The sequence below is a fragment of the Microcoleus sp. K4-B3 genome (assembly GCF_036704615.1).
Taxonomy (GTDB): Bacteria; Cyanobacteriota; Cyanobacteriia; order Cyanobacteriales; family Microcoleaceae; genus Microcoleus.
The window spans coordinates 72,060-92,944 of sequence record NZ_JAUBSF010000005.1 but is presented as its reverse complement, the minus strand read 5'-3'; the positions used below and the strand labels follow the sequence as shown (position 1 = coordinate 92,944).

At 43.4% G+C, this 20,885-nt stretch carries 20 protein-coding genes; 5 read left to right on the top strand and 15 right to left on the bottom strand.

The genetic code is table 11. The annotated features are described in order from the left end of the window. Nucleotides 1-23: 23 nt before the first annotated feature. Entirely contained in the window at nt 24-251 is a 228-nt protein-coding gene (locus QUA78_RS04575; RefSeq protein ID WP_333398608.1) for a hypothetical protein, read from the bottom strand. Nucleotides 252-413: 162 nt separating this feature from the next. Between QUA78_RS04575 and QUA78_RS04570 the strand changes: the two genes are divergently transcribed. After that, nucleotides 414-695, top strand: a complete 282-nt coding sequence (locus QUA78_RS04570) for a hypothetical protein (RefSeq protein WP_333398607.1) — start codon at nt 414-416, stop codon at nt 693-695. 124 nt (nt 696-819) lie between these two features. Continuing rightward, complete coding sequence (locus QUA78_RS04565) at nt 820-1,629, top strand: Uma2 family endonuclease (RefSeq protein WP_333299865.1); 810 nt, start codon at nt 820-822, stop codon at nt 1,627-1,629. A gap of 33 nt (nt 1,630-1,662) precedes the next feature. Here QUA78_RS04565 and QUA78_RS04560 read toward each other — a convergent pair whose 3' ends face one another. The 10 genes from QUA78_RS04560 to QUA78_RS04515 form a co-directional block, all read right to left on the bottom strand. Next, nucleotides 1,663-2,289 carry a hypothetical protein gene (locus tag QUA78_RS04560; RefSeq protein WP_333299864.1) on the bottom strand — a complete coding sequence of 209 codons (627 nt, stop codon included), beginning with the start codon at nt 2,287-2,289 and terminating at the stop codon, nt 1,663-1,665. Nucleotides 2,290-2,372: 83 nt separating this feature from the next. Further along, on the bottom strand, nt 2,373-2,999 hold the full coding sequence (locus QUA78_RS04555; protein ID WP_333299863.1) for a hypothetical protein: 627 nt from the start codon (nt 2,997-2,999) through the stop codon (nt 2,373-2,375). A gap of 112 nt (nt 3,000-3,111) precedes the next feature. Continuing rightward, the gene (gene csx2, locus QUA78_RS04550; protein ID WP_333299862.1) at nt 3,112-4,389 is read right to left on the bottom strand and encodes a TIGR02221 family CRISPR-associated protein; all 1,278 of its coding nucleotides are present in this window, start codon (nt 4,387-4,389) and stop codon (nt 3,112-3,114) included. 11 nt (nt 4,390-4,400) lie between these two features. Next, entirely contained in the window at nt 4,401-5,165 is a 765-nt protein-coding gene (gene cas6 / locus QUA78_RS04545) for a CRISPR system precrRNA processing endoribonuclease RAMP protein Cas6 (protein WP_333299861.1), read from the bottom strand. Beyond that, a complete protein-coding gene (csm5, locus tag QUA78_RS04540; RefSeq protein WP_333299860.1) occupies nt 5,159-6,442 on the bottom strand; it encodes a type III-A CRISPR-associated RAMP protein Csm5 in 1,284 nt (427 codons plus the stop codon). The genes cas6 and csm5 overlap by 7 nt, the downstream gene beginning before the upstream one ends. 5 nt (nt 6,443-6,447) lie before the next feature. After that, nucleotides 6,448-7,479, bottom strand: coding sequence for a type III-A CRISPR-associated RAMP protein Csm4 (csm4, locus tag QUA78_RS04535; RefSeq protein WP_333299859.1), 1,032 nt, complete (start codon nt 7,477-7,479; stop codon nt 6,448-6,450). Between the two features lie 11 nt (nt 7,480-7,490). Continuing rightward, on the bottom strand, nt 7,491-8,447 hold the full coding sequence (gene csm3 / locus QUA78_RS04530; RefSeq protein WP_333299858.1) for a type III-A CRISPR-associated RAMP protein Csm3: 957 nt from the start codon (nt 8,445-8,447) through the stop codon (nt 7,491-7,493). Continuing rightward, nucleotides 8,444-9,016 carry a type III-A CRISPR-associated protein Csm2 gene (gene csm2, locus QUA78_RS04525; RefSeq protein ID WP_333299857.1) on the bottom strand — a complete coding sequence of 191 codons (573 nt, stop codon included), beginning with the start codon at nt 9,014-9,016 and terminating at the stop codon, nt 8,444-8,446. Before csm2 ends, csm3 begins: the two co-directional genes overlap by 4 nt. A 30-nt stretch (nt 9,017-9,046) precedes the next feature. Continuing rightward, nucleotides 9,047-11,338, bottom strand: a complete 2,292-nt coding sequence (cas10, locus tag QUA78_RS04520) for a type III-A CRISPR-associated protein Cas10/Csm1 (protein WP_333299856.1) — start codon at nt 11,336-11,338, stop codon at nt 9,047-9,049. A gap of 32 nt (nt 11,339-11,370) precedes the next feature. Next, nucleotides 11,371-11,676 carry a CRISPR-associated protein Csx3 gene (locus QUA78_RS04515; RefSeq protein WP_333299855.1) on the bottom strand — a complete coding sequence of 102 codons (306 nt, stop codon included), beginning with the start codon at nt 11,674-11,676 and terminating at the stop codon, nt 11,371-11,373. 103 nt (nt 11,677-11,779) lie between these two features. Here QUA78_RS04515 and QUA78_RS04510 point away from each other — a divergent pair, with 103 nt between their 5' ends. Next, the gene (locus QUA78_RS04510; RefSeq protein WP_333299854.1) at nt 11,780-13,201 is read left to right on the top strand and encodes a TIGR03985 family CRISPR-associated protein; all 1,422 of its coding nucleotides are present in this window, start codon (nt 11,780-11,782) and stop codon (nt 13,199-13,201) included. Nucleotides 13,202-13,416: 215 nt separating this feature from the next. On the opposite strand, the gene QUA78_RS04505 is transcribed toward QUA78_RS04510, so the two are convergent. Further along, the gene (locus tag QUA78_RS04505) at nt 13,417-14,337 is read right to left on the bottom strand and encodes a cation diffusion facilitator family transporter (RefSeq protein WP_333299853.1); all 921 of its coding nucleotides are present in this window, start codon (nt 14,335-14,337) and stop codon (nt 13,417-13,419) included. A gap of 241 nt (nt 14,338-14,578) precedes the next feature. Between QUA78_RS04505 and QUA78_RS04500 the strand changes: the two genes are divergently transcribed. After that, the gene (locus tag QUA78_RS04500; protein WP_333189233.1) at nt 14,579-14,926 is read left to right on the top strand and encodes a hypothetical protein; all 348 of its coding nucleotides are present in this window, start codon (nt 14,579-14,581) and stop codon (nt 14,924-14,926) included. A gap of 114 nt (nt 14,927-15,040) precedes the next feature. Here QUA78_RS04500 and QUA78_RS04495 read toward each other — a convergent pair whose 3' ends face one another. Genes QUA78_RS04495 through mtnA form a run of 3 tightly spaced genes read right to left on the bottom strand, consistent with a single transcriptional unit; the run spans nt 15,041 to nt 17,493 of the window. Continuing rightward, entirely contained in the window at nt 15,041-15,898 is an 858-nt protein-coding gene (locus tag QUA78_RS04495; protein ID WP_333299852.1) for a rhodanese-like domain-containing protein, read from the bottom strand. A 7-nt stretch (nt 15,899-15,905) separates the two neighbouring features. Next, nucleotides 15,906-16,394, bottom strand: a complete 489-nt coding sequence (locus QUA78_RS04490; protein WP_333398606.1) for a type IV pilin-like G/H family protein — start codon at nt 16,392-16,394, stop codon at nt 15,906-15,908. Between the two features lie 37 nt (nt 16,395-16,431). Further along, nucleotides 16,432-17,493: an S-methyl-5-thioribose-1-phosphate isomerase gene (gene mtnA, locus QUA78_RS04485; RefSeq protein WP_333299850.1), complete on the bottom strand. Its 1,062-nt coding sequence runs from the start codon at nt 17,491-17,493 to the stop codon at nt 16,432-16,434. Between the two features lie 541 nt (nt 17,494-18,034). On the opposite strand from mtnA, the gene QUA78_RS04480 reads away from it, so the two are divergent. Next, a partial coding sequence (locus QUA78_RS04480; protein WP_333398605.1) for a DUF4347 domain-containing protein occupies nt 18,035-20,885 on the top strand: 2,851 nt, incomplete at its 3' end.

Here is a 20,885-nt window from a genome sequence, read left to right as displayed (position 1 = left end):
TCTGTACGGTCTGAACAACTAGATTAATCATTGTTTGATTCCTCTGTTCGCTGCGAAATTTGCTGCTGCGTACTTTGGGCTAACTTTTGTTCGTAAGACTCCAGCCCTTTGGTAACTAGGATTCGCAACACAGCCGACAGGGCTCGATCGGCTAACTCTGGCAAAGCCGAAACAGCCGTAATTCTTTCGCGCAATCCTTTTATGTCTACAGTTGTTCTGTCGGGTTTAGTCATCTTTTCAGTGTATCGCATTACATCAGCCCGAACAATAACGATTAATATTGATGCAGATTGATGCAGATTGATGCAGAGATGTTATAGTAGCCTCAGACAACAAAAACCAAACCCCCACCGCTTCTGACTCCAATCTAGACACGGCAGGGGTTTGGACTCCCAAATTCAGGAGGATACTCTATGATATCAACTTCCAAGTCAGTCCCGAAACTGCTGCGAGAAAAGATTCCCGATGTCCCTGTTAACAAGCAACCCGTCCGCTTGCTGGCCTGTGGCCTTCCCAAAGGCGTAGACAGCATGATTCACCAGTTGCACGTCAAAGGTGTTGCAGAAGTTTGGGAGTGGAGTCCGCCGATACCGTCACCTGTGGGCGGTGAAGTAATTCGGATTTTGATTCGCTATTTTGCCGAGTCATACTTGGGGGCGATCGCATTTTTTCTGGTGCGTGCGATCGCCCCTTAACCGATCGGTTAATCTAAAGTTAATGCGAACCAAAGTTAGATTTCTCGATCGAACAGCGTGAAGTCGCGTCTTTTCGATCGACAAATTGCTCCCGATTTTACCTGCAGCTAGGAAACGAGCAACTATGTATCAAACCGAACAGTCTCCAACCCCGAAAAACGTACTCCCAACGATGTACGATCTCAACAGCGAACACCCGGAGGATTCAGGTTTGCCCGATCTATTTCATCTTTGGCAATCCCGCTGCCTGGAATATACTTTTAGCCCGTCCAATTATCCGATCGATCGAGTATTTGTTGCCAGCGACTTAAATCTATACTTTGATGTGAGCCACACTCAGTGGTACAAAAGGCCTGATTGGTTTGGCGTGGTTGGCGTTGACAGGCTTTACCAACAGCAAGAGTTGCGGAAATCCTACGTTATTTGGCAAGAAGAAGTCAGTCCTTTTGTGGTAGTGGAACTGGTGTCGCCGGGAACAGAAAACGAAGATTTAGGACAAACAGTCAGAGGGCTTGCTCAACCTCCGACTAAATGGCAAGTTTACGAACAGATTCTGAGAGTTCCTTACTATATAGTATTTGATGGAGCAACCAATAACCTCCGGGCTTTTGTGTTAGCGGGCGATCGCTATGAAGAATTAATTTTAACAGAGTCGCGGGTTTGGATGCCGGAGATCGAATTGGGTTTGGGAATTTGGCAAGGTGCTTTTGAAGGTCTTGAGCGATCGTGGCTGCGCTGGTATGATGCGAGTGGCAGTTGGATTCCGACTCCAACCGAGCAAGAATGCCAGCAAAAAGAACTCGCTCAGCAGCAAACCGAACAACAACGTCAGGAAAAAGAACTCGCTCAGCAGCAAACCGAACAACAACGCCAGCGAGCAGAGCGTTTAGCCGAGAGGTTAAGGGCAATGGGGATTAATCCAGATGAAGTGTAGTTGAGAACCGAAAATGTCACGCAAAAAGAATGTTTAATTGCGATAGCCAATTTCATCATCCAGCAGCAATTCGCACTGTTGAAACACGTAATTGATCGCGGCAAAAAGCCGATCTAATTCTTGAATTGTATAAAACGTTTGATTGCGAGTAAAAACATTAGATTTGAGTTTACCTAACTGCCAGACTCCCCCATTTGATACAATTCCAAAAACATCTTGCTCTGAGTTTTCATTCAGTCGCTGTGCGGCAATCATTTCAGCCAAACACTGCGCCCATCCATTTTCAAAGTTATCTTGTTTCGCTTCAACTAACAGAAAGTAAGGTTGTTCAAAGACGACTTTTCCTAATGAAGAACGTTTGGCCAAAATATATTCAGGAAATCCCGAAAGATATTGATCGTAGGTGAGAGATTGATGGCTCCACAAAACAAACCCGCTGTAATAGCGCTTCCAAACTTCTTTGAGCACTGGATAAATTAAATTTTCGCAAATTGCAAATTTAGAATTGTCAACGACTCCCTCTCGCATTGTAAATTCTAAATCTTCTCGAAAATAGTCAGAGACATGAAACTCTGTTTCTACTATAAAATTAGATTCGGTGTAGGTAATCTGAAATTCTTTGAGGACTGAACCGACGGTTTTATAAGCACTGAAGGGCATGATCGCTTACCAAATTTAGGTTGCGTATTTTATTGAGATGATTTTAGCATGGGAAAAGGGCGATCGGTTTCCGCTTCAGGCTTTCAATTCTGGCTTGTGGCTTCAGCATCTAGTAGCAATTCGCACTGTTGAAACACGTAATTGATAGCAGCGAAAAGTTTGTCTAATTCTTGAATTGTATAAAACATTTGATTGCGAGTAAAAACATTAGATTTAAGTTTGCCTAACTGCCAGCGATCGCCATTTGAGACAATCCCAAAGACTTCTTGCTCTGAGTTTTCATTCAGTCGCTGTGCGGCAATCATTTCCACCATACACTGCGCCCATCCCGCCTCAAAATTATCCTGTTTGGCTTCAACTAACAAAAAGTAAGGCTTGTCAAATACAACATTTCCCAACGGAGACTTTTTCGCTAATATATACTCGGGAAATCCTGATAGATTTTCGTCATAGGTTAAGGATTTGTGACTCCACAATATAAACTTTTGGCGATATTGCTTCCAAACTTCCTTTAAAACTGGATAAATCAGATTTTCGCAAATGGCATATTCCGAACAGTCCGCTGCACCATCTTGCATGACTATTTCCAAGTCTTCTCGAAAGTAATCGGGGATGTTTAACTCAGTTTCAATAATAAAGTTAGATTTGGTGTAGGTAATCTGAAATTCTTTGACAACAGAATCGATGGTTTTGTAAGCGCTGAATGGCATAATCACTTACCAAATTTAGGTTAGGTATTTTATTGAGATGATTTTAGTATGGGAAAGGGCGATCGCTTTTGGTGGGAAGAGCGATCGCCTTGACAAAAATTTATTCTTCAGTCTATTTATCTGGCAATAGTTCCTTGCTAATTGTCTCGAATTTAAGAGATAGTGATACAACTTTTTCTTTAAGCCTGCCAGCAGTCTGAGGTTGATTATTCATGCCACAATGAGCAATATCATTACGCAACTCTGGCATTTGATTCCAAATATTAACCAATTCATTTGCTAGGGGTAATGCTTCAAACAGCTTGTCGTACTCAGTTGCAGTAATTTTACGACGTTTATCTTCAGGTTTGCGGTGTTCAGCAGCATTATTGAGAACGTCTTCTGCATATTTTCGACCTTTATTTTTGTCAAACATATATTTACCGAGTCCCAAACTCAGCACTAACAAAGAAACTAACCATTCACGAGCTAAGGTGACAGCCTGTACAATTTTATCCTTTTGGATATACCATTGAATCATCTGCAATTGTAGTCGCAGATTCTCGCTTAATGCTGCTTCATCTTTAGGATTTTCGAGAGCAAATTGTCCGTACTGTTGAACTACCTTGTCTGATAAAAGTGAAAATGGTTTAGCTCTATCGGCAAAACTTGGTGCAGCTTCCTTGAGAAGTTGTTCTAACTTAGTAGCCGATTGCATCGTCTCAATTGGTCTAGTTACACTTAAAGCTAGAGAGATATTCTCAATTGCTTCAACCGACTTTTTAAGATTGTCTCTAATTTGTCTGCTAGATGGAATTTCGCTTAGTTCAGAATTTGATGGTATAGCACTTTTAAGTAACTTAGCTAGTTCTCGTCCGTCTCCTATTTTGACAAATTGATTAGTGGCTGTAATCCAATCAATCATTGACACAAATTCAGATAGGTCAATGACAGGCGCTGGTACGTTATTTTTGCTGTCGCTTAACTCAGGAGCACCATAGTAAATAGCTGCAATTGTTACGTTTTTAGCGGCTTTGAGGTAAGCAGCGAATAAAAATACGAGAAAAGGGAGCGATCGGAGTCCGTGAGTAATATCAAAAATTACGCGATCGTCTTCATCAACATATTGAGTGATGATTTTAAAAGTTTCCCACATTTCCTCCGTAGTTCTACCAGTTGGGATATCAATCGGCTTGATACGCGCATCTCCTAGTGCTTCTAATAGAGGCCAAGTAGTTGCTTTTGCTTCTTCTGTGACGCACACTAACATAGTGTCATATTTACAAAACTGGTGCAGTGCTTCAGCAAATACTTGACCTTTGTAGGTGCTATCGTTATGACTGTAAATAGTTTCTCTTGGATATTTACCTAAAAATGTAATGATTTTTGTAATGATTTTTGTTTGACTCATTGCTAAGCTCCTTAATCTAGTTTAATCTTGGTTTGACCCATTCCCAAACGGGTTTTAATTCCCGTACCTGCATACTGACTGTATTGAATCAGTAAATTCCCTACATTAGCCAGCAAAGCATCAGTGCGGTAAGGAATTTGCAGCGTTACTTTGCCAACAAACCCATTTACATATCCTCTCGGCAACTGGTGCGATCGCGTTTGAATGTTGTGGTGTTTTAATAAAACAGCCTGACTCAAATAAGCGATTAATTCATCACTCCCCAAATAAACAGGAGCAAAGTGATTCCACCTTTCTAACCAACTGCGAAACATCTGATTGGGAACGGGTAAAGCTAAGTGCGTAGAACCTTGCGCGAAAGCAGTCGGAGTTGTAAATTTAAGGTCGAAGCGGCGGACGGGTTCGGGTTCATTGGCTACAAGTTCTGTGTAAAGTTGTTCGTAGCTGCTGATTTCATCTTCTCGATTAATTATATCAAATTTAGCACCTAGAAATTCGAGAGATGGTGAGAGATTTAAGGAGGCGATCGCTTTTGCAGCATTTTCCTGCAAGCCAGACAAAGACAAGGTATAAAACTCATCTGGTGTAAACGTCTGAAAATCTTTTGAAACTTGGTAGAAACCCTGAATTCCTGAAAAACTTACAGAAGGTACAGCCTCACTCCCGACTTCTAAGTCTAATCGGCGATGCAACTCCTTCACCAATTCTAAATGGTAGGCGCGCGGCAAAAGAGCGGGTTCGGATACAGTTAATGTCCAGGTAGAACGAATTAGCATGGCTTAAACTTTACCCATCCAGGTACATATTTGATATCGCCCTTATGATCTACAACAGTCCGCCGCGATTTTGGTGCTTCAAAACCCGGTGCTTTGCTTCCGCAAGTATCACGGATTTCTGCTACCAATTTCTCATCAAGACATAAACTAACCGTAGTTCCCAACATTCCGCTTGCCCAACCAACCCTTAAGCTATAAGGGCACTCAGTCGGTTCGTATAGTTCCTGAATATAGCTGAAATTTAAGTCTTTACCTTGAGAGCGATTATTTTTGATATCCTCCCAATAATCGTGTTCAGCATCCCATTGCTCTTGAGCAAACTCTTGACAAATTTTCAGCAGTTCATCCAGATTTTTAAACGGTATTTGCATCCCTTCGTTGTGAGTGAACCATTGCAGCATTTCCGTATCCAGACTGATGGTAAATTCAGTCTGCACGTTGCGAACCATTTCCGCATAAATCGGAGCGCGATATTTTGCCTTATAATCTGGAAAGCGGCTGGAGACAATAACTTCAGCAACTATAGGTAAGTTAAAAAATACATTCTTTCCTTGCTTAGTGACTCTTTTGAATTCTAGCAAAGGCTGAGAATCGGTGACTTTAATGGCTCGCATAAAGTCCGTGTTAGGCCCAATTTTGCTTTTGACCGATCGCCCTTGATATGATAGCTCAAAATCAGTGAATAAACTATCCATGAAGAGTCGATCGTCAGTAAATTTTGCATTGTGTTTGATTGCTCCCATGCTATCATGTAGCCTAGCCTCTATCTCGCTAACTCGGTTTGAAAATGGTATTGACAAGGGGACGCGATAATCTACTTCGCGTTTGAGAAGATGGTAGGCGATCGCAGTCCGAATCGCACCCTTAATTGAAGAACCGGGAATGTAACGCTGTCCGAATCCATTACGAATCATCGGACGCAAATCGGTAATTGTTTCATCAGTCCAGTTGCGATTGATACCAGTTTTGGGAAAAATTAGTTCACCATCGAATTTTTTAGTTTGCCAGTTGTCACCAAAAGCATCTTTTAGCAGCGAGGTAATTTCTTCTCGCTCTTCTATTCGGCGAATATACTCCTGTAACTTTCCTCTCTGGTTTAAGGCTTTAGCTAAAGCTTCTCGATCTGGTAAATAAACGCGATCGCTCGTTTGTACATATTCAAACCAACTCAGTTGAGACACTTCCGAACCAATATGCAGAATCGGACTGGTAAGCTGGATACACTTCGTTTCATAAACTTCTGGTTTACTAAGAGTATTTTCGGAAGTAGAAACCATGATTTTTAGTTACTTTGTACTTGAATGGGTAAGCTCAAACTAATGCCACTCCGATAAATCTGATGATGCCTAAAACCATCTGGTGTTACATTTGCTAATTTTCCTTGTGGTTTAAGAGGAAAAACTGAACCTTCAGCAAACATTTGTAATGACTTGCGACGACGCTGACTGCCAGAGGGAGAAGATGAAATCCATCCGCCTCGCTTTTGTAATTCATAGCTGGCATTTTCCAAGCAACCGCTAGGTAAAGGATTTTCCCAAAAAAGACTGATAAGACTGTAATAGTTTTTGCTAGGGAATTCGATAACTTGTTTCCAAGGCAGGGTTAACTCGTCTGGTTCAACCTTAAACTGTCCCGCACCGCTAGAACGTTCGCCACCTAATCCTTCTTCACCTAGAAAGTTTAAAACTGCTAAGAAAGTATTCGCTATATTTTGGTTATCAAATTCAGCTACAAAATATAACCCTGAATTTTCTGCAAATTTAACAAATCCTGTAGAATAGAGGTTAGTAGCTCTTGTGGTGCGATCGACTGCTATTTTGGGAATTTTTGCTTTTTTAGAAGCTTCACCGCAGTCAAAAGTGCCTGCTTTTTGTAAATCGCCATTTGCTTGACCTTTTGTTTTGGCGATTAGTTCTAGGCGATCACTTTCTATAAATCCTTTTCCTTGATACCATCGCTGCCAGATTTCCAGAGGAAGATAGTTTAACTTCTTGTAAGCTTTGGTAAACTCAAAATCATCTTCGGGATAGTTAATTGGTCGCTGCAAAGGACGGGGTAGATAGTAAATTGGTTTACCATCTACTTGCCGATAAGTAAAGGTAGAACTCAGACGAAATGAAGGTTCTTCTTGAATTTCTCTCAACAACCCCTCAACCACGACTTGGCCAAATAATCGAGCATAAACACTCACCCATGCACTAAACAGTGTGTCTGAATGGACTCGTTCGCTGGTTTCTTCTATCCCGATTCCCAACTCGCCAAAGTGAACGGGGTTGCGCCCAAAGTTGAGTTTGAATAATTTCCAGATCCTCATTTTTGACATCCCTATGGTAAAAGTTTCTGAATTTCATCAAACCTTTCTGATAACTTTGTTGTATCCTCGATTGGTTCAGGTAGTTCATTGCAAGATGGTAAACTCAGCGCACTACTTCCTTCTTCGTTAATGCTATGATAATCTCGGTAGCAAAATTCTAATTTTTGAAATTTAATCTTGCCATAGCCACGAGAACCATGTCCCCCTAAAGCATCATCTTCCAGAACCAGGATTGCACGCAAAATATTTCTCAAATCTTCTCGTGCCTGAGTAGCATCTTCAACTGTATAAACCATCTCAAACAGGAATTTGGCACCTTTCGGAACTCGCTCTACTTGTCTGGGATTTGCTGCTGCTGTGACGCGATCGAGTCCATTTTCAAACTTCCACTCTGTCATGTATAATCCAGTATCAATGCTTTCGAGTTCTTTAGCAGAGTCTTCAATTAAATGGCAGTCACGAACAATTAAACGCGCTGGTGCATTACGTCCTGTAATTTTTGAATATGCCTTGCCATCAATCTGCTTTGACTCACTTTTATCCTCAAGCAGTTCTTCTCGACGAGCTATTTCGGTTTCAATCCAGCACTTTACACCAGTAGATCCAAAAACACGAGAGACTTCGCAAGTTCTTGCTCCTTGAAATTTGACGTATTGTGCGTCTATCTCTGTAACTCCATCCACTAAGTCACCACTTTCATAGCGATAAGTATCTCGGCTTCCTTTACGATTTAATGGTTTATTCAGAAGCCGTTCTAAAATAGAGCGCAGTTTTCCTTTGATTGATGAACCAGGTAAATAAGGATGTTGAGTGATGGGATCGCGAATGACGGGTTTATCGAGTCCACCAATGTTGAGTGCTTCACCACCACCACCTATGTGCAGTCCTGTTTCTACTATAAGAATGCTTTTGACATGAAGCTTGCCAAGAAGTTGCTTTTGAGGTCTGTCAGTCGTTGATACGGTCATTGATCTTTTCCTCCTGCTGCTTTGTGATAAGCGACGATTGATTCAACAAGTTGAACGAGACGATTAAAATCCTCTAAACGTTCTAAGTCATTACCAGTAACACCAGTCTGTTTAATGGCTGCTTCCAAAACTTTTTTCAAAGGTTCCACTGGATCGCTATCCTTCTTTTTTTGTCTAGCTGCCGCATAGGCTAGTTGATATCTTAGAATATGTAATTCATCTCTATGATTCTCGGAAAATCCAGTGTTTTTTCTCTGCTGCACTTTAAAACGGTTAATGGCATCTAAAAATTTACGAATTTGGTTAGTCTTCAATCCTTTATCCCCTTTAACTGCAAGGATTTTTCCTAACTCGTTTGTATCTTCAACTATCTCTCGAATTTTATACTCCCTCAGCCCTATCTTGAACCCATCAATTTTTTTTACCATTGTGGTCACGATATCTTCATTTCTTTGTCCTTCAGCAGTTATATCGTGTTGCTTCGCTCGATTTTGACTATTACTAGAAGAAGGTTGATTTGAGCGATCACTTCTCGGTGAAGGATTAGGTTTGTTTGGTAATTGTGCCATAGTTAGTTCTCTTCAAAAATGTGTTTGGTTTTAATCGTTATTTGAGTCATGGCTATCTTTTCGAGTGAGTAGTTCTATCCAAGTTGCGAGCGCTTGAAAATAAGGTGCATTATACGGACTCTTTAATGATTTACGGAAATCATCATCATCCAACACTTTCTTAGGTAATCGAGCTAAAGTATAAGCAACTTTGGGCAAGTGCAGATAATAGCGAATATCTTGCTCTTGATTTTGATAATGTCGTTGTTTTCGTTTTTCCTTAATCTCCTTAATCATGTGATTTTGAACTTGAGCAGTGTTGAGTAGATTTCTGACAAAGCTTCGAGAATAGTTATTGTCTATATTATAGAGTTTCTGGACAAAAGGTAAAATGCCAAACAAACTAGGTAATTTTTCTGGATTTAGATACTTGATTGTTTCTTCTATAACCTTTACCTTAACTGATCCCAACCATTCATCCCATTTAAATACCTCTCCAAATAATCCTAAACTATCTCTACCGTTTCCTTTTGCAGCTTCCTCCGCTGCACCTGATTCACTAGCTGCTTGATACAAGGGAAACTTGATATCGTTGATACTGATTCCACCCGATAAAGTGATATCTTGATTGTTACCCGTGTAAGCTCGAAAAGCTTGATAAACATCAAAGGCAAATTCAACGACTTGGTTCCAAGCGCCGCTGACAAATAAATCATCACCTCCTGCATAAATAAATACTACTTCAAGACGTGATTTTCCTGTTAAATACTTAGGATTTTGTAATGATTCTATAAAATTGGTATTCCGATTTTTGGCCAAGCTGTTGAGGTAAGTTTTAAAGAAATAACTCATCTGGCGGGAAAGTCCAGCTAATCTGGGCAATGAGTGTTTCTTTCCTAAACCTTTAGCAAAAATTTTGCCTAGATTGTCAACATCCATCCGCAAATATCCTACTCGCTTAATACCTTCCGACTTTTCTGCTAACTCTCCCGCACGCATTGTTGTACCGGGTTCTTTTAGGCTTTCTCTTGCATAGTTACCCAATAATAAAGGTGCTGAATTGCGAAAATGACGAAATTGATAATGTTGAACTTCCCAGTCGTTAACTAATAATGCTGTATCGGCATCCTGAATAATTTGCTTCCAGCTTGAAAAAATGTGATAGTATCTCTGGCCTGTTGGCAAAGCCAAACTAATTGTATGCGTATCACTTTGTATTTGTTGTTCAGAAGAACGGATAATTACCTCAGTTTTTAACAATTTACTCCCCAAATCAAACATCTCCCGACAAGTGGGACAAGCTAATACAGAATCTACCTCATTTCGATTTAGTATATCTAAATCTTCCGTATCGTCTCGATGACAAACTCGGCATTTTTGTTCGTAGCTAATTTTAAGAGCGAGTAAATCACCAATTTCGTTAGAAAATTTACGAGACTTTTGTTTGTTTACTTGTTTGATAGCGTTATTCCAACGATTTGCAAAGTTAGCGTTCGCTACATCTGCGACGGGGAAAGGTTCTGAGACAGCTAAAGCCAAGAAAATTTTAGCTTGAAATTTCCCAAGCAACCATTTATTGAAATCAGTTTGTACTTGCCCAACAACAGTTTTAGTCTTTTCAGTAGCCGGTGCTAACAAATACAAGTTTCCACCACCAGCATAGATAACACTGGTACGCGGTAAATTTAGCTTTTCCAAAAGTTGCTGCACAATTTCTTCTGCTACTAATTCCAGATAAAAACTTCTGGCACGGAGAGATTTAAGCGCTCCATCAGAAGAGATAGTGTAAATAAAATTTTGAATTCCCGATAAATCGCCGGCAATTAAACAAATGTTATCTGCTTTTGGATTGTGAGCGATCGCACAAGCAACAGCCGCAGTCGATCGCGCCATATCTATAAAAGCAATATTCCCCTCGCCAAAGCTGAGACAAGAACCATACTTCTCTAAGATCAGAGTTAGCAGCGATAAGTTTTGCCAGTTTTGTTCTCCAATATTTTCTAACTCTTGTTTGACAATGATTTTATATGTTTTTAAATCAGGATGTTCTGTCAACGGGTAAGGAATAGATGGGTAAGAATCATCGCTAGCATGAATAGCCACTGCCGGACAATAGTGTTGCTTATTTCGTTCGTTATCCTCTGAAAACTTGACAGCATCAAATAGCAACTCCAAGTAACTTATGTGCGTATCGTCCTGCCATGACAATAATCCTTTCGCTTTAGTCACGGCTGGATTTTCAGTTAAAAACTGACATCCATCGGGTAATGTGGCCTCAGCCCAATCTGCTAAAGCGCAGATAGCTTGCTGAATAACTTGGAGAGCAACTTCTTGTGATGTCATATCTAAAACTTCCTCAATTACCTAGCGAACTATCAATCAACTAAGTCACCCAAATTATACTCAGGATTGTGAGTAATAGCAATTACATATTTTTCCAATTTGGGATCGAAAACTCCAACTGCACCGTAAATATGAGAAACTTTGTGAACCAAAACACAAGCTACAGGTACAGATGCCGGCCCATTAATTTTAATTAGCCGGCCTCCCGACAATTCCCCAGAATTGCTCATTTCTGCCAAACGAGCCGCCGCATCTCGCACAATTTGGTCGTTTTGAGCAGCTTCTCCAAATCCAATTTTTAACACTTCACCCTGAAGTTCAATCTTGTAAGTAGTCATCAGCTATTCCCACTCGATCTCCCGGATTATTGCATACTATCGGAAACACCCCCTTCCGATCGCCCTTACGCTATAAAACACAATTTAAATCCCTCAACCCACCATGAACCCAACATTTCGCAATCCGCCACACCCCAGACTCCTAGAGGATTTCGCCAACGGAACTCTCGACCAAATGCAAAATCTCACCCGCGCCATCAGGTTATGGGTTTTGGTAAGTTGGCTGTACAGCGACGAGGGATATATTGCCCTTAGCAGTCCCTTTACCTATGCTGATTGGCGCGAAGCTTTCTTTGGCAAAAATTACAAAGATGAAAAGCAGGAAGATATTCTTAACTATTCAGACCCGAATTGTGCTTGCAACAAAACAACGCAACAGTGGTTGACAAAATGGAATGTATCTGTAAATCAGTGGCGGCATTCTTTGCAAAAACAAATAGCTATTGCCGATGCTGATTTAGACAAGCTCTTAGCAGAAAAGTTATTCGCTCAGGTACGAAAATCGCTGCAAAATGACTTCGATTTCTTGGTAAGTCGGAATTTGCTGCAACGGTTAACCAGCGTGACGGGTAGAAGTAAAAACTACCGCCGAGTTGAACAAATACCGCCAATTTCCCGTCTAACAGAAAACCCCAATACAGACAGCAATTTGACTCCAAAAACACAGGCTTATCTCGCTGCTACTTTGGGGATGTTTAGTTTTCTCGACCCAAGTTTGCCTTTATTAGCCGACCAATTTTCAGAAGAGGTAGTTGATGAAGATAATCACCGCGTCTTTTTGTACGTTGATTATCTCGTACCCGAATCTAGTCCCATGCAAGATGCTGTCGATCAATTTCAGAGCGATTTGCAGGAAATGTGGGATTCTCAAAATATCGCTCCTTTGCTATTAACTTATCGCAGCGCTCATCAAAATCAGATTAAAGAGTGCGTTGTTTATCCTGTTTGTATTTACTTTATGGATCGAGCTAAATATTTGTGTGCCTACGGCAGCACCCCCAGAGGTGAAATTAATTGGTACAAATATCGGCTCGATCGCATTATTTCAAAACGTCTAGAATCCTTGGATTGGCAAGATTCTCGGGTTCCGCAATTACTCAAGGAAAAATATCAGGAAAATAACCTGCCAACTCCCAAAACAGTTAACGATATGTTAAAAGAAGCTTGGGGCTGCGATTTTTATAAAGAAACTGCACTGATGGTATTGCGGTTCGATCGCACTTTTCATCAAAGTTATATGCAGGGAATCAGCATTCACCATACCTGTACCGCCATAGATATCGATCGCGCCGCCACATTAATCAAACAATACACTCCCAACCCAGAACACCGATCGGCACTTTTACAAATCCTCCAGTCTCGCCCAACCGACGATGCTTACTACCAAGTCACTTACCGAGAGACAGACTACTACCCGCTGAGGTGGTTGCGCGCTTTAGGTTCAGAAGTCGAAATTCTGCTACCTTGGAACTTGCGACAGAAAATGGCCGTAGAAATCCAAAAAACTCGGAACTTGTACCAATAGTCTCTTGCCCGATAATTATCAAAGCTATTGTGGAAAACTTGCCGATTTCTGTGGAAAACCCCCCTTTTCCTGTGGAAAACTAGCAATAAATTAAGTGCGATCGCTCTAACCCGATTGATAGGATTTAAAAAATTGGAGGAATTGCGGTAAGTAAAAATACTTTCCCGATTCTTCAATTAATCCCTGTATCCGTGTCAAAATCACTGGTTGTTCCTTCATTTTTCAGAATCGTAGCTAATTTGGTCGGACTCGTAAGCCGGCGGCTCAACGTGAATTAAGATGCGTACAGGGCTGAAACGTTCTTCCAAACGGGCTTCTACTTTTTCTGTAATCCGGTGAGCTGTTTCTACATCGACAGCATCCACAATCATGTGCATCTCAATAAATACTTGACGCCCTACAACGCCACGGGAGGCGATCGAGTGACAGTTGACAACCCCCGGTACATCGATCGCGATCGCGTGAATAATCTCCGGTGTGATCGCCATTTCATCCACCAACCAAGGCAGATTTTCCCTTAAAACCTTCCAACCGCTGCTAAACACCAAAACAGCCACAGGAAAAGACAAAAACACATCCAGGAATTGCAGTTGAGGTATATTCCAAACCTGCCCTTGCCAAACACCGATCAACCCGCCGATGACCATAATTGTCACCCAAACATCGCTCATCGTGTGCTGAGCGTCAGCCACTAAAATCGCGCTACCGAGACGTTGGCCAACTCTGCGCTCGTAAAAAGTGACAAAAATATTAATCCCCAGTACAATCAGCAAAATCCACAGTTCATTTGGCGATATTTTGACAACTGTGCCACCTTTGAGCAGCCTTTCGACAGCACCGCTGAGAATTTCAAAACAGGCAATTCCCAGAAAAGCAGCAATTCCCAGAGCTCCGAGAGCGTCAAATTTTTGGTGTCCGTAGGGATGATCGCGATCGGGCTGCGGGTTGGCATAATGATTAGTTACCAATCCTAAAATATTATTAGCGCTGTCCGTGACACTGTGCAAAGCATCTGCCAGCAAACTGAGAGAACCAGTCAGCCATCCCACGGCTGCTTTAATTGCCATCACCAGCAAGTTTAGCAATAAGGTAATTATTAAAACCTTGCGGACTTCGGAACGGTTATCGGCAACCATAAAATCTCCTCGATCGGCCGTCAAGTTTTCTGGTTTCTAGTTTAAAGCTTATCAAGTCATCACAGGTTAAAAGTATTGCGGAATCTAGCTTGCGACTAGATTTATATTCATTAATTTAGCCTAGCTTCTTGAGATAAATTTTAATTAATAGCATTCTCGCAGTCCAATTGAGCGGGAATGTACTTCTTTTGGGTTACTATATCTTTTATCATTAACAATTGTATGTTAAATTTCATTGCCCATGTCTCTTTCTCCGCTGACACTGAATTTAGTCGAAGGTTCTGTCTCCTTTAGCTTTTCTCCGCAAGCCGCGCGGGATTTGCAAAACGAAATTGCAGCTTTGATGGAAAGCTTGAAAGCTGTAGCAGCCAAAACCGCTGGCGCTAAAGCTTCTCCCCAGAAACCCATGGAATATCGCTATGCAGGGGATGTATTTTTGGAAGTTTTCTGCAACCCGAATATCTGGCCAACTCCTTTTGCTGCGAAAGTGCTGATTACGGTTCGGGACGATCGCGTGCGCGTGACCACCGAAGCCGAACTCAGCCGCCTGCGCGACGATCTCGCTCAGTATATCGAACAAGTCGGTTGAGATTCTCAACCTGAAACGCTCTTGTTTTAGATTCCCGACTTCTTGAATAAGAACAGGCTTTCGGGCCTGTGAAGCGAAGAGTTAATTTTCTTGTGGGGAGTAGGGGTTGGGCTTCTAGCCGGCCCCTAAAAGGCTGATTGAAAGGGGATAGCTATCTGCCGGCGAAGCCGACCATTCCCACATTGAACCTGCATAATTCTTAGCACAAAATCCCACATTTGTCAAGACGCAAGTCAACCATGCAGAGCGAATTCCCCCGGAGCAATAACTCACAATTTGAGTTGACTGCGAAACTCCTTTTTGCTGCAAAATAGCGACAATTTCCCCGCGAGCCAGCAGTTTTCCCTGTTTGTCCATTAACTGTTTGTAATAGAGGTGAACCGCACCGGGAATGTGGCCGCCCCGCTGTTCTCCGTAAGGCGTTTTACCTGCATATTCTCGCCGCTCTCTGGCGTCGATAACTACTAAATTATCATTGCCTAAAATAGCTTTCAACTCATCCCGCTGAATTTCCCAATTCGAGCGGCGAGATATTACAAAATCTCCAGTTTTCGGTGGAGTCTTTGTAGCTTTTACTCGATTAATTCCACCTTTGATAAAGGCTCGATATCCTCCATCGACAAAAACGGCTTTTTCGTGTCCCAAAGTCCGCAACATCCAAACAATTCGCCCGTCTTCGCCCCACCCTTTCATGGAATCGGCAACGACGATGACAGGTTTGTCTTGATAAATGCCAATTGCTTGCAGTTTTTGAGTTAAAACTGTGTTATTTTCGATAATTTTTCCCTTGTGGGGAAAGTCAGATCGCGAAAATTCCTGCCAAGTTACGGGAATAGCTGGTCGGAGACGGCAAAACCACTTTAAAATAGGTTCGCGAGCATCTAGAAGAGTAGCTTCTTGTTCCAGCAATTGCTTAGCTAAATCTGCATTTACTATCCAGTTATTTGCTAAATTACCCAGTAAATTAGACATAATTTATTTATTGAGTAACTTTGGCTGTATTAGCACCGCAGGCTAAAACCCCTTTGGTATTAGTTGGATTAGCTGGTTTAATTTTGCCAGTGGCTGCATTTAGACACAAGATAGTTTGGGTTTTGTTTCCCACCAAAAAGACTCCCCCCACAAAACTTTTTAGATTAGCTTGCTTCGAGACTCCGTAGTTAAATACAGCACCTTTTTTCACCATGCCGATCGAGTAGCTGTAATTGGCTGCGTCAGGTTTAATTTGGAGACCCATATAAACCAATAGATTGGAAACAGAACTTGTAAAACCTGCTTTTTCAGAATAGTAAACTTGCTGAGCTTTATTCATCGAACCCACAAATTTTTTGGCTTCTGCTTCCTTAGCTTTAAGCGTTGGTGAAACTTGAGCTTCCGAGACTGGACTGAAAACAACTGGCAGAGTTAGAGCTGCGATTGCAACTTTGAACTGCCAGTTGCTGCTGCTATAAATCCTGCTTAATTTCACAGAAACCAGGTGGAATGAGCGGTTGAAGAACATATAATTAAACTAATTGTTTTGCCTGAAACTGTTTCAATGCCCCAGGAGCAACCGTGCCGTGTTCTGTAATAATTCCTGAGATTAATTCCGCAGGAGTTACGTCAAAAGCGGGATTGTAAAACTCGACTCCCACAGGACAAATTCGCGTAGTTCCAACTTGATACATTTCAACTGGATCGCGTTGTTCAATGGGGATTTTGCTGCCGTCTGAAAGTTCAAAATCAATTGTTGACAGAGGCGCAGCGACAAAAAACGGGACGTTGTGAGCTTTGGCAACAATTGCTAAACTGTAAGTGCCAATTTTATTGGCAGCGTCGCCGTTAGCAGCGATTCTATCTGCACCGACAACTACCGCGTGAATCATGCCGAGTTTCATGCAGTGAGCGGCCATATTGTCGGCTATTAATGTCACGGGAATTCCTTCTTGCACGCATTCCCAAGTGGTGAGTTTTGCACCTTGGAGACGGGGCCGAGTTTCGTCTGCAAAAACTCTTCCGAGTCTTCCTTCTCGCCAAGCAGAACGAAATACACCTAAGGCAGTACCGTAGCCTGCTGTTGCTAATGCACCTGCATTGCAGTGAGTTAGTAAGTTCAATTTTTCGGGTGTAGCGGGCAGAACTTCTAAACCTTTGTCGCCGATATCTTTACAAGTTTGCAAGTCTTCTGCTTGAATGGTTTTAGCCATTTCTAACAAAGTTTTTTGCACTTGTTCGACGGAACCGCTAGTTTTCTCGGCTGTTTTGAGCATTCGCGATATTGCCCAAAACAAATTAACCGCTGTGGGACGAGTCGATCGCAATAAGTCCCCAACTTCTTCTAGTTTAGCGAGAAATTCGGTACGATCGCCCGTTTCGATTTCTCGCGCCCCCAAATACATCCCGTAAGCTGCTGCTACCCCAATTGCCGGGGCACCTCGGACTATCATAGTTTTAATCGCCTCAGCCATATCTTCGCAGCGGCTAATTTCGACTACACCGTATTCTTTCGGCAGTCGGTTTTGGTCAATTAGCAGAACTCGGTCTTCGAGCCAGGTGACGGGGGAAACTGGGGAGTTTTGAGCGGTCATCGATTTCAATTATGTGAGGGACAAGTTTCTATGATGCCATGAAGGCGACTATTTCTCTATGTTATGAGCGATACGCTGAATTTGCCAAAATCCCAGTCCTGCGGTTTGAGATTTGAGATTTGAGATTTGAGATTGAATAATTGCTGGATACTTATCACTCTCTGGGTTTGGAATTTGCGTAGAGTTGGATTCTTTTTCACAAAAGTGTACTTAGTAAAAAATAGAACATTAAGTTGTGTAAATTATATTTATATTTTTTGAATAATTTCCGAAATCGGGAACAAGCTAGTTGTACATGAAGTCCTTTTTTTTAAAGTTGAGAAAGTTGAGAATGAAAAAGTGCGATCGAGCAACATTCCAGCTCCAACACATTGAGAAAAATCACAGAAATAGATGATTGTAAAGCTTTGTCTGTGCAACTTTTACTGAGTTGAAGGCGGGTTTTGTGGTAGCCGTATTTGTGGTGGATTGAAGTAGGGGCTATCATCGCACGGAAACAACATTTTGAAAACCTACTTAGGTGCATGGGGTAACAGTAATTATGAAAAACCAACAAATAGTCTTCGTAGATTCAGCAGTTGAAGATTGGCAGAGTCTGGCGGTCGGTGTTAAAGCCGGTACAGAGGTAATTTTAGTCGATCGGGCGCGGGACGGCATCGAACAAATTGCCGAAGCACTGCAGAGCCGCCAAGGTATAGAAAGCGTTCACATTATTTCTCACGGGGAATCGGGAAGTTTGCAGCTAGGGCAAACTATGCTGAATTCCGACAATTTAGAAACATATCGCGACAGTTTGAAACGGTGGTTTTCGTCATCTGTCAACTCAATTCAAAATCGATGGGAAATTCTGCTTTACGGTTGCAACGTAGCAGCAGGTGAAAAAGGAGAAGCTTTTGTACAAAAGTTGAGCAAGTTAACAAAAGCTAATATTGCTGCTTCTGCAGATATTACGGGGAGTGCCCAAAAAGGCGGAAACTGGTTACTTGAATACGCTACTGGAGCGATTAAAACAGGATTGGCGATCGAGCCGGAGGTAATGGCAAATTACGCCCACACCTTGGCAACGTTTACTGTTACTAATACCGCTGACGCTGGGCCTGGTTCGCTGCGAAATGCAATTACTCAAGCCAATGCCCTTGCTGGGGCGGATATTATTAACTTCAACATTCCCGCTGCAGGCGTTCAGACGATCGCGCTCCTCACTTCTTTGCCAATAATTACCGAGGCCGTAAGCATCGACGGCACCTCTCAGCCTGGATTCGCCGGCACCCCGCTGATCCAACTCGATGGAACCAATGCGGGGGCTACAACCAACGGCATACTCATCACCGGCAGTGGCAGCACCATTCGCGGACTGGCAATCAATCGCTTTCAGGGTTCTGGAATCTTCATTTTAGGTAATACCGCCACAGGCAACTCTGTACTCGGCAACTACATCGGCACCGATTCCAACGGTACCGCAGACTTGGGCAACGGTGGCAGTGGCGTAGTAGTTGACAATGCACCGGGCAACACGATCGGCGGGACTGCTGCGGGCGATCGAAATATCATTTCTGGCAACGATGCTTTCGGCGTGTTAATCAATGCCGCAGGTGCCACAGGCAACACTGTGCTGGGCAACATCATCGGCACCAACGCTGCTGGTACTGCTGCGTTGCCCAATACCTTGACGGGCGTGCAAATATCGGGTGGTTCTAACAATATCGTTGGCGGAACCACAGTAGCCGAGCGCAACTTGATTTCTGGCAATGGCAGCGCTGGCGTGTTTATCGATGGTGCCACAGCCACAGGCAACACTGTGCTGGGCAACTTCATCGGCACCGACATCAACGGTACCGCAGACTTGGGCAACGTCGGTTTTGGCGTAGCGATTCAGAATGCCCCCGGTAACACGATCGGCGGAAATACCGCAGGTGCGCGCAACATCATTTCCGGCAATAATGCTTTCGGTGTAGTCATTCAAAACACCCCTGCTACCAGCAACGCTGCCACAGGCAACAGAGTCGTGGGCAACTTCATCGGCACCGATGTCAACGGCACAGCAGACTTGGGCAACACCTTGACTGGCGTGCTCGTACAGGATGCTGCCAGCAACACGATCGGCGGGACTGCTGCGGGCGATCGCAACATCATTTCCGGCAATGACGGTTTCGGCGTGCAAATTCTCAACGCCAATGCCACTCTCAACTCGGTACTCGGCAACTACATCGGCACCAACGCCGCCGGCACTGCTGCCTTGCCAAATATTATTGGCGTCGTTGTAGACAATGCACCCAGCAATACGATCGGCGGCAGTGCCGCAGGCGCTGGCAATATCATTTCCGGCAACAGCAGTCTCAGCGCAGGTTTAGGCGTGCAGATTACAGGCATCTCTGCAACAGGTAACACTTTGCGCGGCAATTTCATCGGCGTTGCAGCCAACGGTACTAGCCCCTTAGGCAATAGCTCAATCGGAGTACAGATTACCGCTGCGGCAACTAATAATGCGATCGGCGGTACAGCAGCAGGTGAAGGAAATATCATCGCCAACAACGGCAATATCGGCGTAGCTGTTGCATCCGGCACCGGCAACAGCATCCAAAACAACTCCATCTTCGCCAACCTTGGCATCGGCATCGACCTCAGCAACAACGGCATCACCGCCAACGATGCGGGCGACGCCGACACCGGTGCAAACAACCTCCAAAACACCCCCGTACTCACCACCGCTACCGCCAGTGCTGGCAGCGTCACCGTCGCGGGAAGCTTCAACAGCACCCCCAATACCAACTTCACCCTCCAATTTTTTGCTAACACCCCCCCCGGCACCCAAGGTCAAACCTTCATCGCTTCTGTCCCGGTAACTACTGACGCCGCCGGCAACGCTGCTTTTAATCAAACTTTCCCAGCAGCAGTCACCGCAGGTCAATTAATCACCGCGACAGCAACCGACGCCGCCGGCAACACTTCTGAATTTTCCGCACAGCCTGTTCCCGTTGTCGTACCCCTGAGTACCATCACTGGTATAAAATTCAACGACACTGACGGCAACGGCACTCAAGCAGCCGGAGAACTTGGCGTCGCCGGAGTGACTGTTTTCCTCGACACAAACGGTGACGGCATCCTCGGTGCCGGCGAAACTTCCGCAACTACCGGGGCCAACGGCAGTTTCACTTTCCCCAACTTGCCCGCAGGTACTTACAGCGTCCGGGAAGTTGTACCGGCTGGAAGCCAAACAACTACGGCTAACCCGGTTTCCGTCATACTGACAGCCGGTCAAACTACTCCTGCTACAGTGAATTTTGGCAACCAAGCAATACCCGTACCGCTGAGTACCATCACCGGCATCAAATTTAACGACACCGACGGCAACGGCACTCAAGCAGCCGGAGAACTTGGCGTCGCCGGAGTGA

Bases quoted from the DNA above. Each gene is read 5' to 3' on its own strand.
- QUA78_RS04575 (WP_333398608.1), bottom strand. From the start codon at position 251: ATGCGATACACTGAAAAGATGACTAAACCCGACAGAACAACTGTAGAC.
- QUA78_RS04570 (WP_333398607.1), top strand. From the start codon at position 414: ATGATATCAACTTCCAAGTCAGTCCCGAAACTGCTGCGAGAAAAGATT.
- QUA78_RS04565 (WP_333299865.1), top strand. From the start codon at position 820: ATGTATCAAACCGAACAGTCTCCAACCCCGAAAAACGTACTCCCAACG.
- QUA78_RS04560 (WP_333299864.1), bottom strand. From the start codon at position 2,289: ATGCCCTTCAGTGCTTATAAAACCGTCGGTTCAGTCCTCAAAGAATTT.
- QUA78_RS04555 (WP_333299863.1), bottom strand. From the start codon at position 2,999: ATGCCATTCAGCGCTTACAAAACCATCGATTCTGTTGTCAAAGAATTT.
- csx2 (WP_333299862.1), bottom strand. From the start codon at position 4,389: ATGAGTCAAACAAAAATCATTACAAAAATCATTACATTTTTAGGTAAA.
- cas6 (WP_333299861.1), bottom strand. From the start codon at position 5,165: ATGCTAATTCGTTCTACCTGGACATTAACTGTATCCGAACCCGCTCTT.
- csm5 (WP_333299860.1), bottom strand. From the start codon at position 6,442: ATGGTTTCTACTTCCGAAAATACTCTTAGTAAACCAGAAGTTTATGAA.
- csm4 (WP_333299859.1), bottom strand. From the start codon at position 7,479: ATGAGGATCTGGAAATTATTCAAACTCAACTTTGGGCGCAACCCCGTT.
- csm3 (WP_333299858.1), bottom strand. From the start codon at position 8,447: ATGACCGTATCAACGACTGACAGACCTCAAAAGCAACTTCTTGGCAAG.
- csm2 (WP_333299857.1), bottom strand. From the start codon at position 9,016: ATGGCACAATTACCAAACAAACCTAATCCTTCACCGAGAAGTGATCGC.
- cas10 (WP_333299856.1), bottom strand. From the start codon at position 11,338: ATGACATCACAAGAAGTTGCTCTCCAAGTTATTCAGCAAGCTATCTGC.
- QUA78_RS04515 (WP_333299855.1), bottom strand. From the start codon at position 11,676: ATGACTACTTACAAGATTGAACTTCAGGGTGAAGTGTTAAAAATTGGA.
- QUA78_RS04510 (WP_333299854.1), top strand. From the start codon at position 11,780: ATGAACCCAACATTTCGCAATCCGCCACACCCCAGACTCCTAGAGGAT.
- QUA78_RS04505 (WP_333299853.1), bottom strand. From the start codon at position 14,337: ATGGTTGCCGATAACCGTTCCGAAGTCCGCAAGGTTTTAATAATTACC.
- QUA78_RS04500 (WP_333189233.1), top strand. From the start codon at position 14,579: ATGTCTCTTTCTCCGCTGACACTGAATTTAGTCGAAGGTTCTGTCTCC.
- QUA78_RS04495 (WP_333299852.1), bottom strand. From the start codon at position 15,898: ATGTCTAATTTACTGGGTAATTTAGCAAATAACTGGATAGTAAATGCA.
- mtnA (WP_333299850.1), bottom strand. From the start codon at position 17,493: ATGACCGCTCAAAACTCCCCAGTTTCCCCCGTCACCTGGCTCGAAGAC.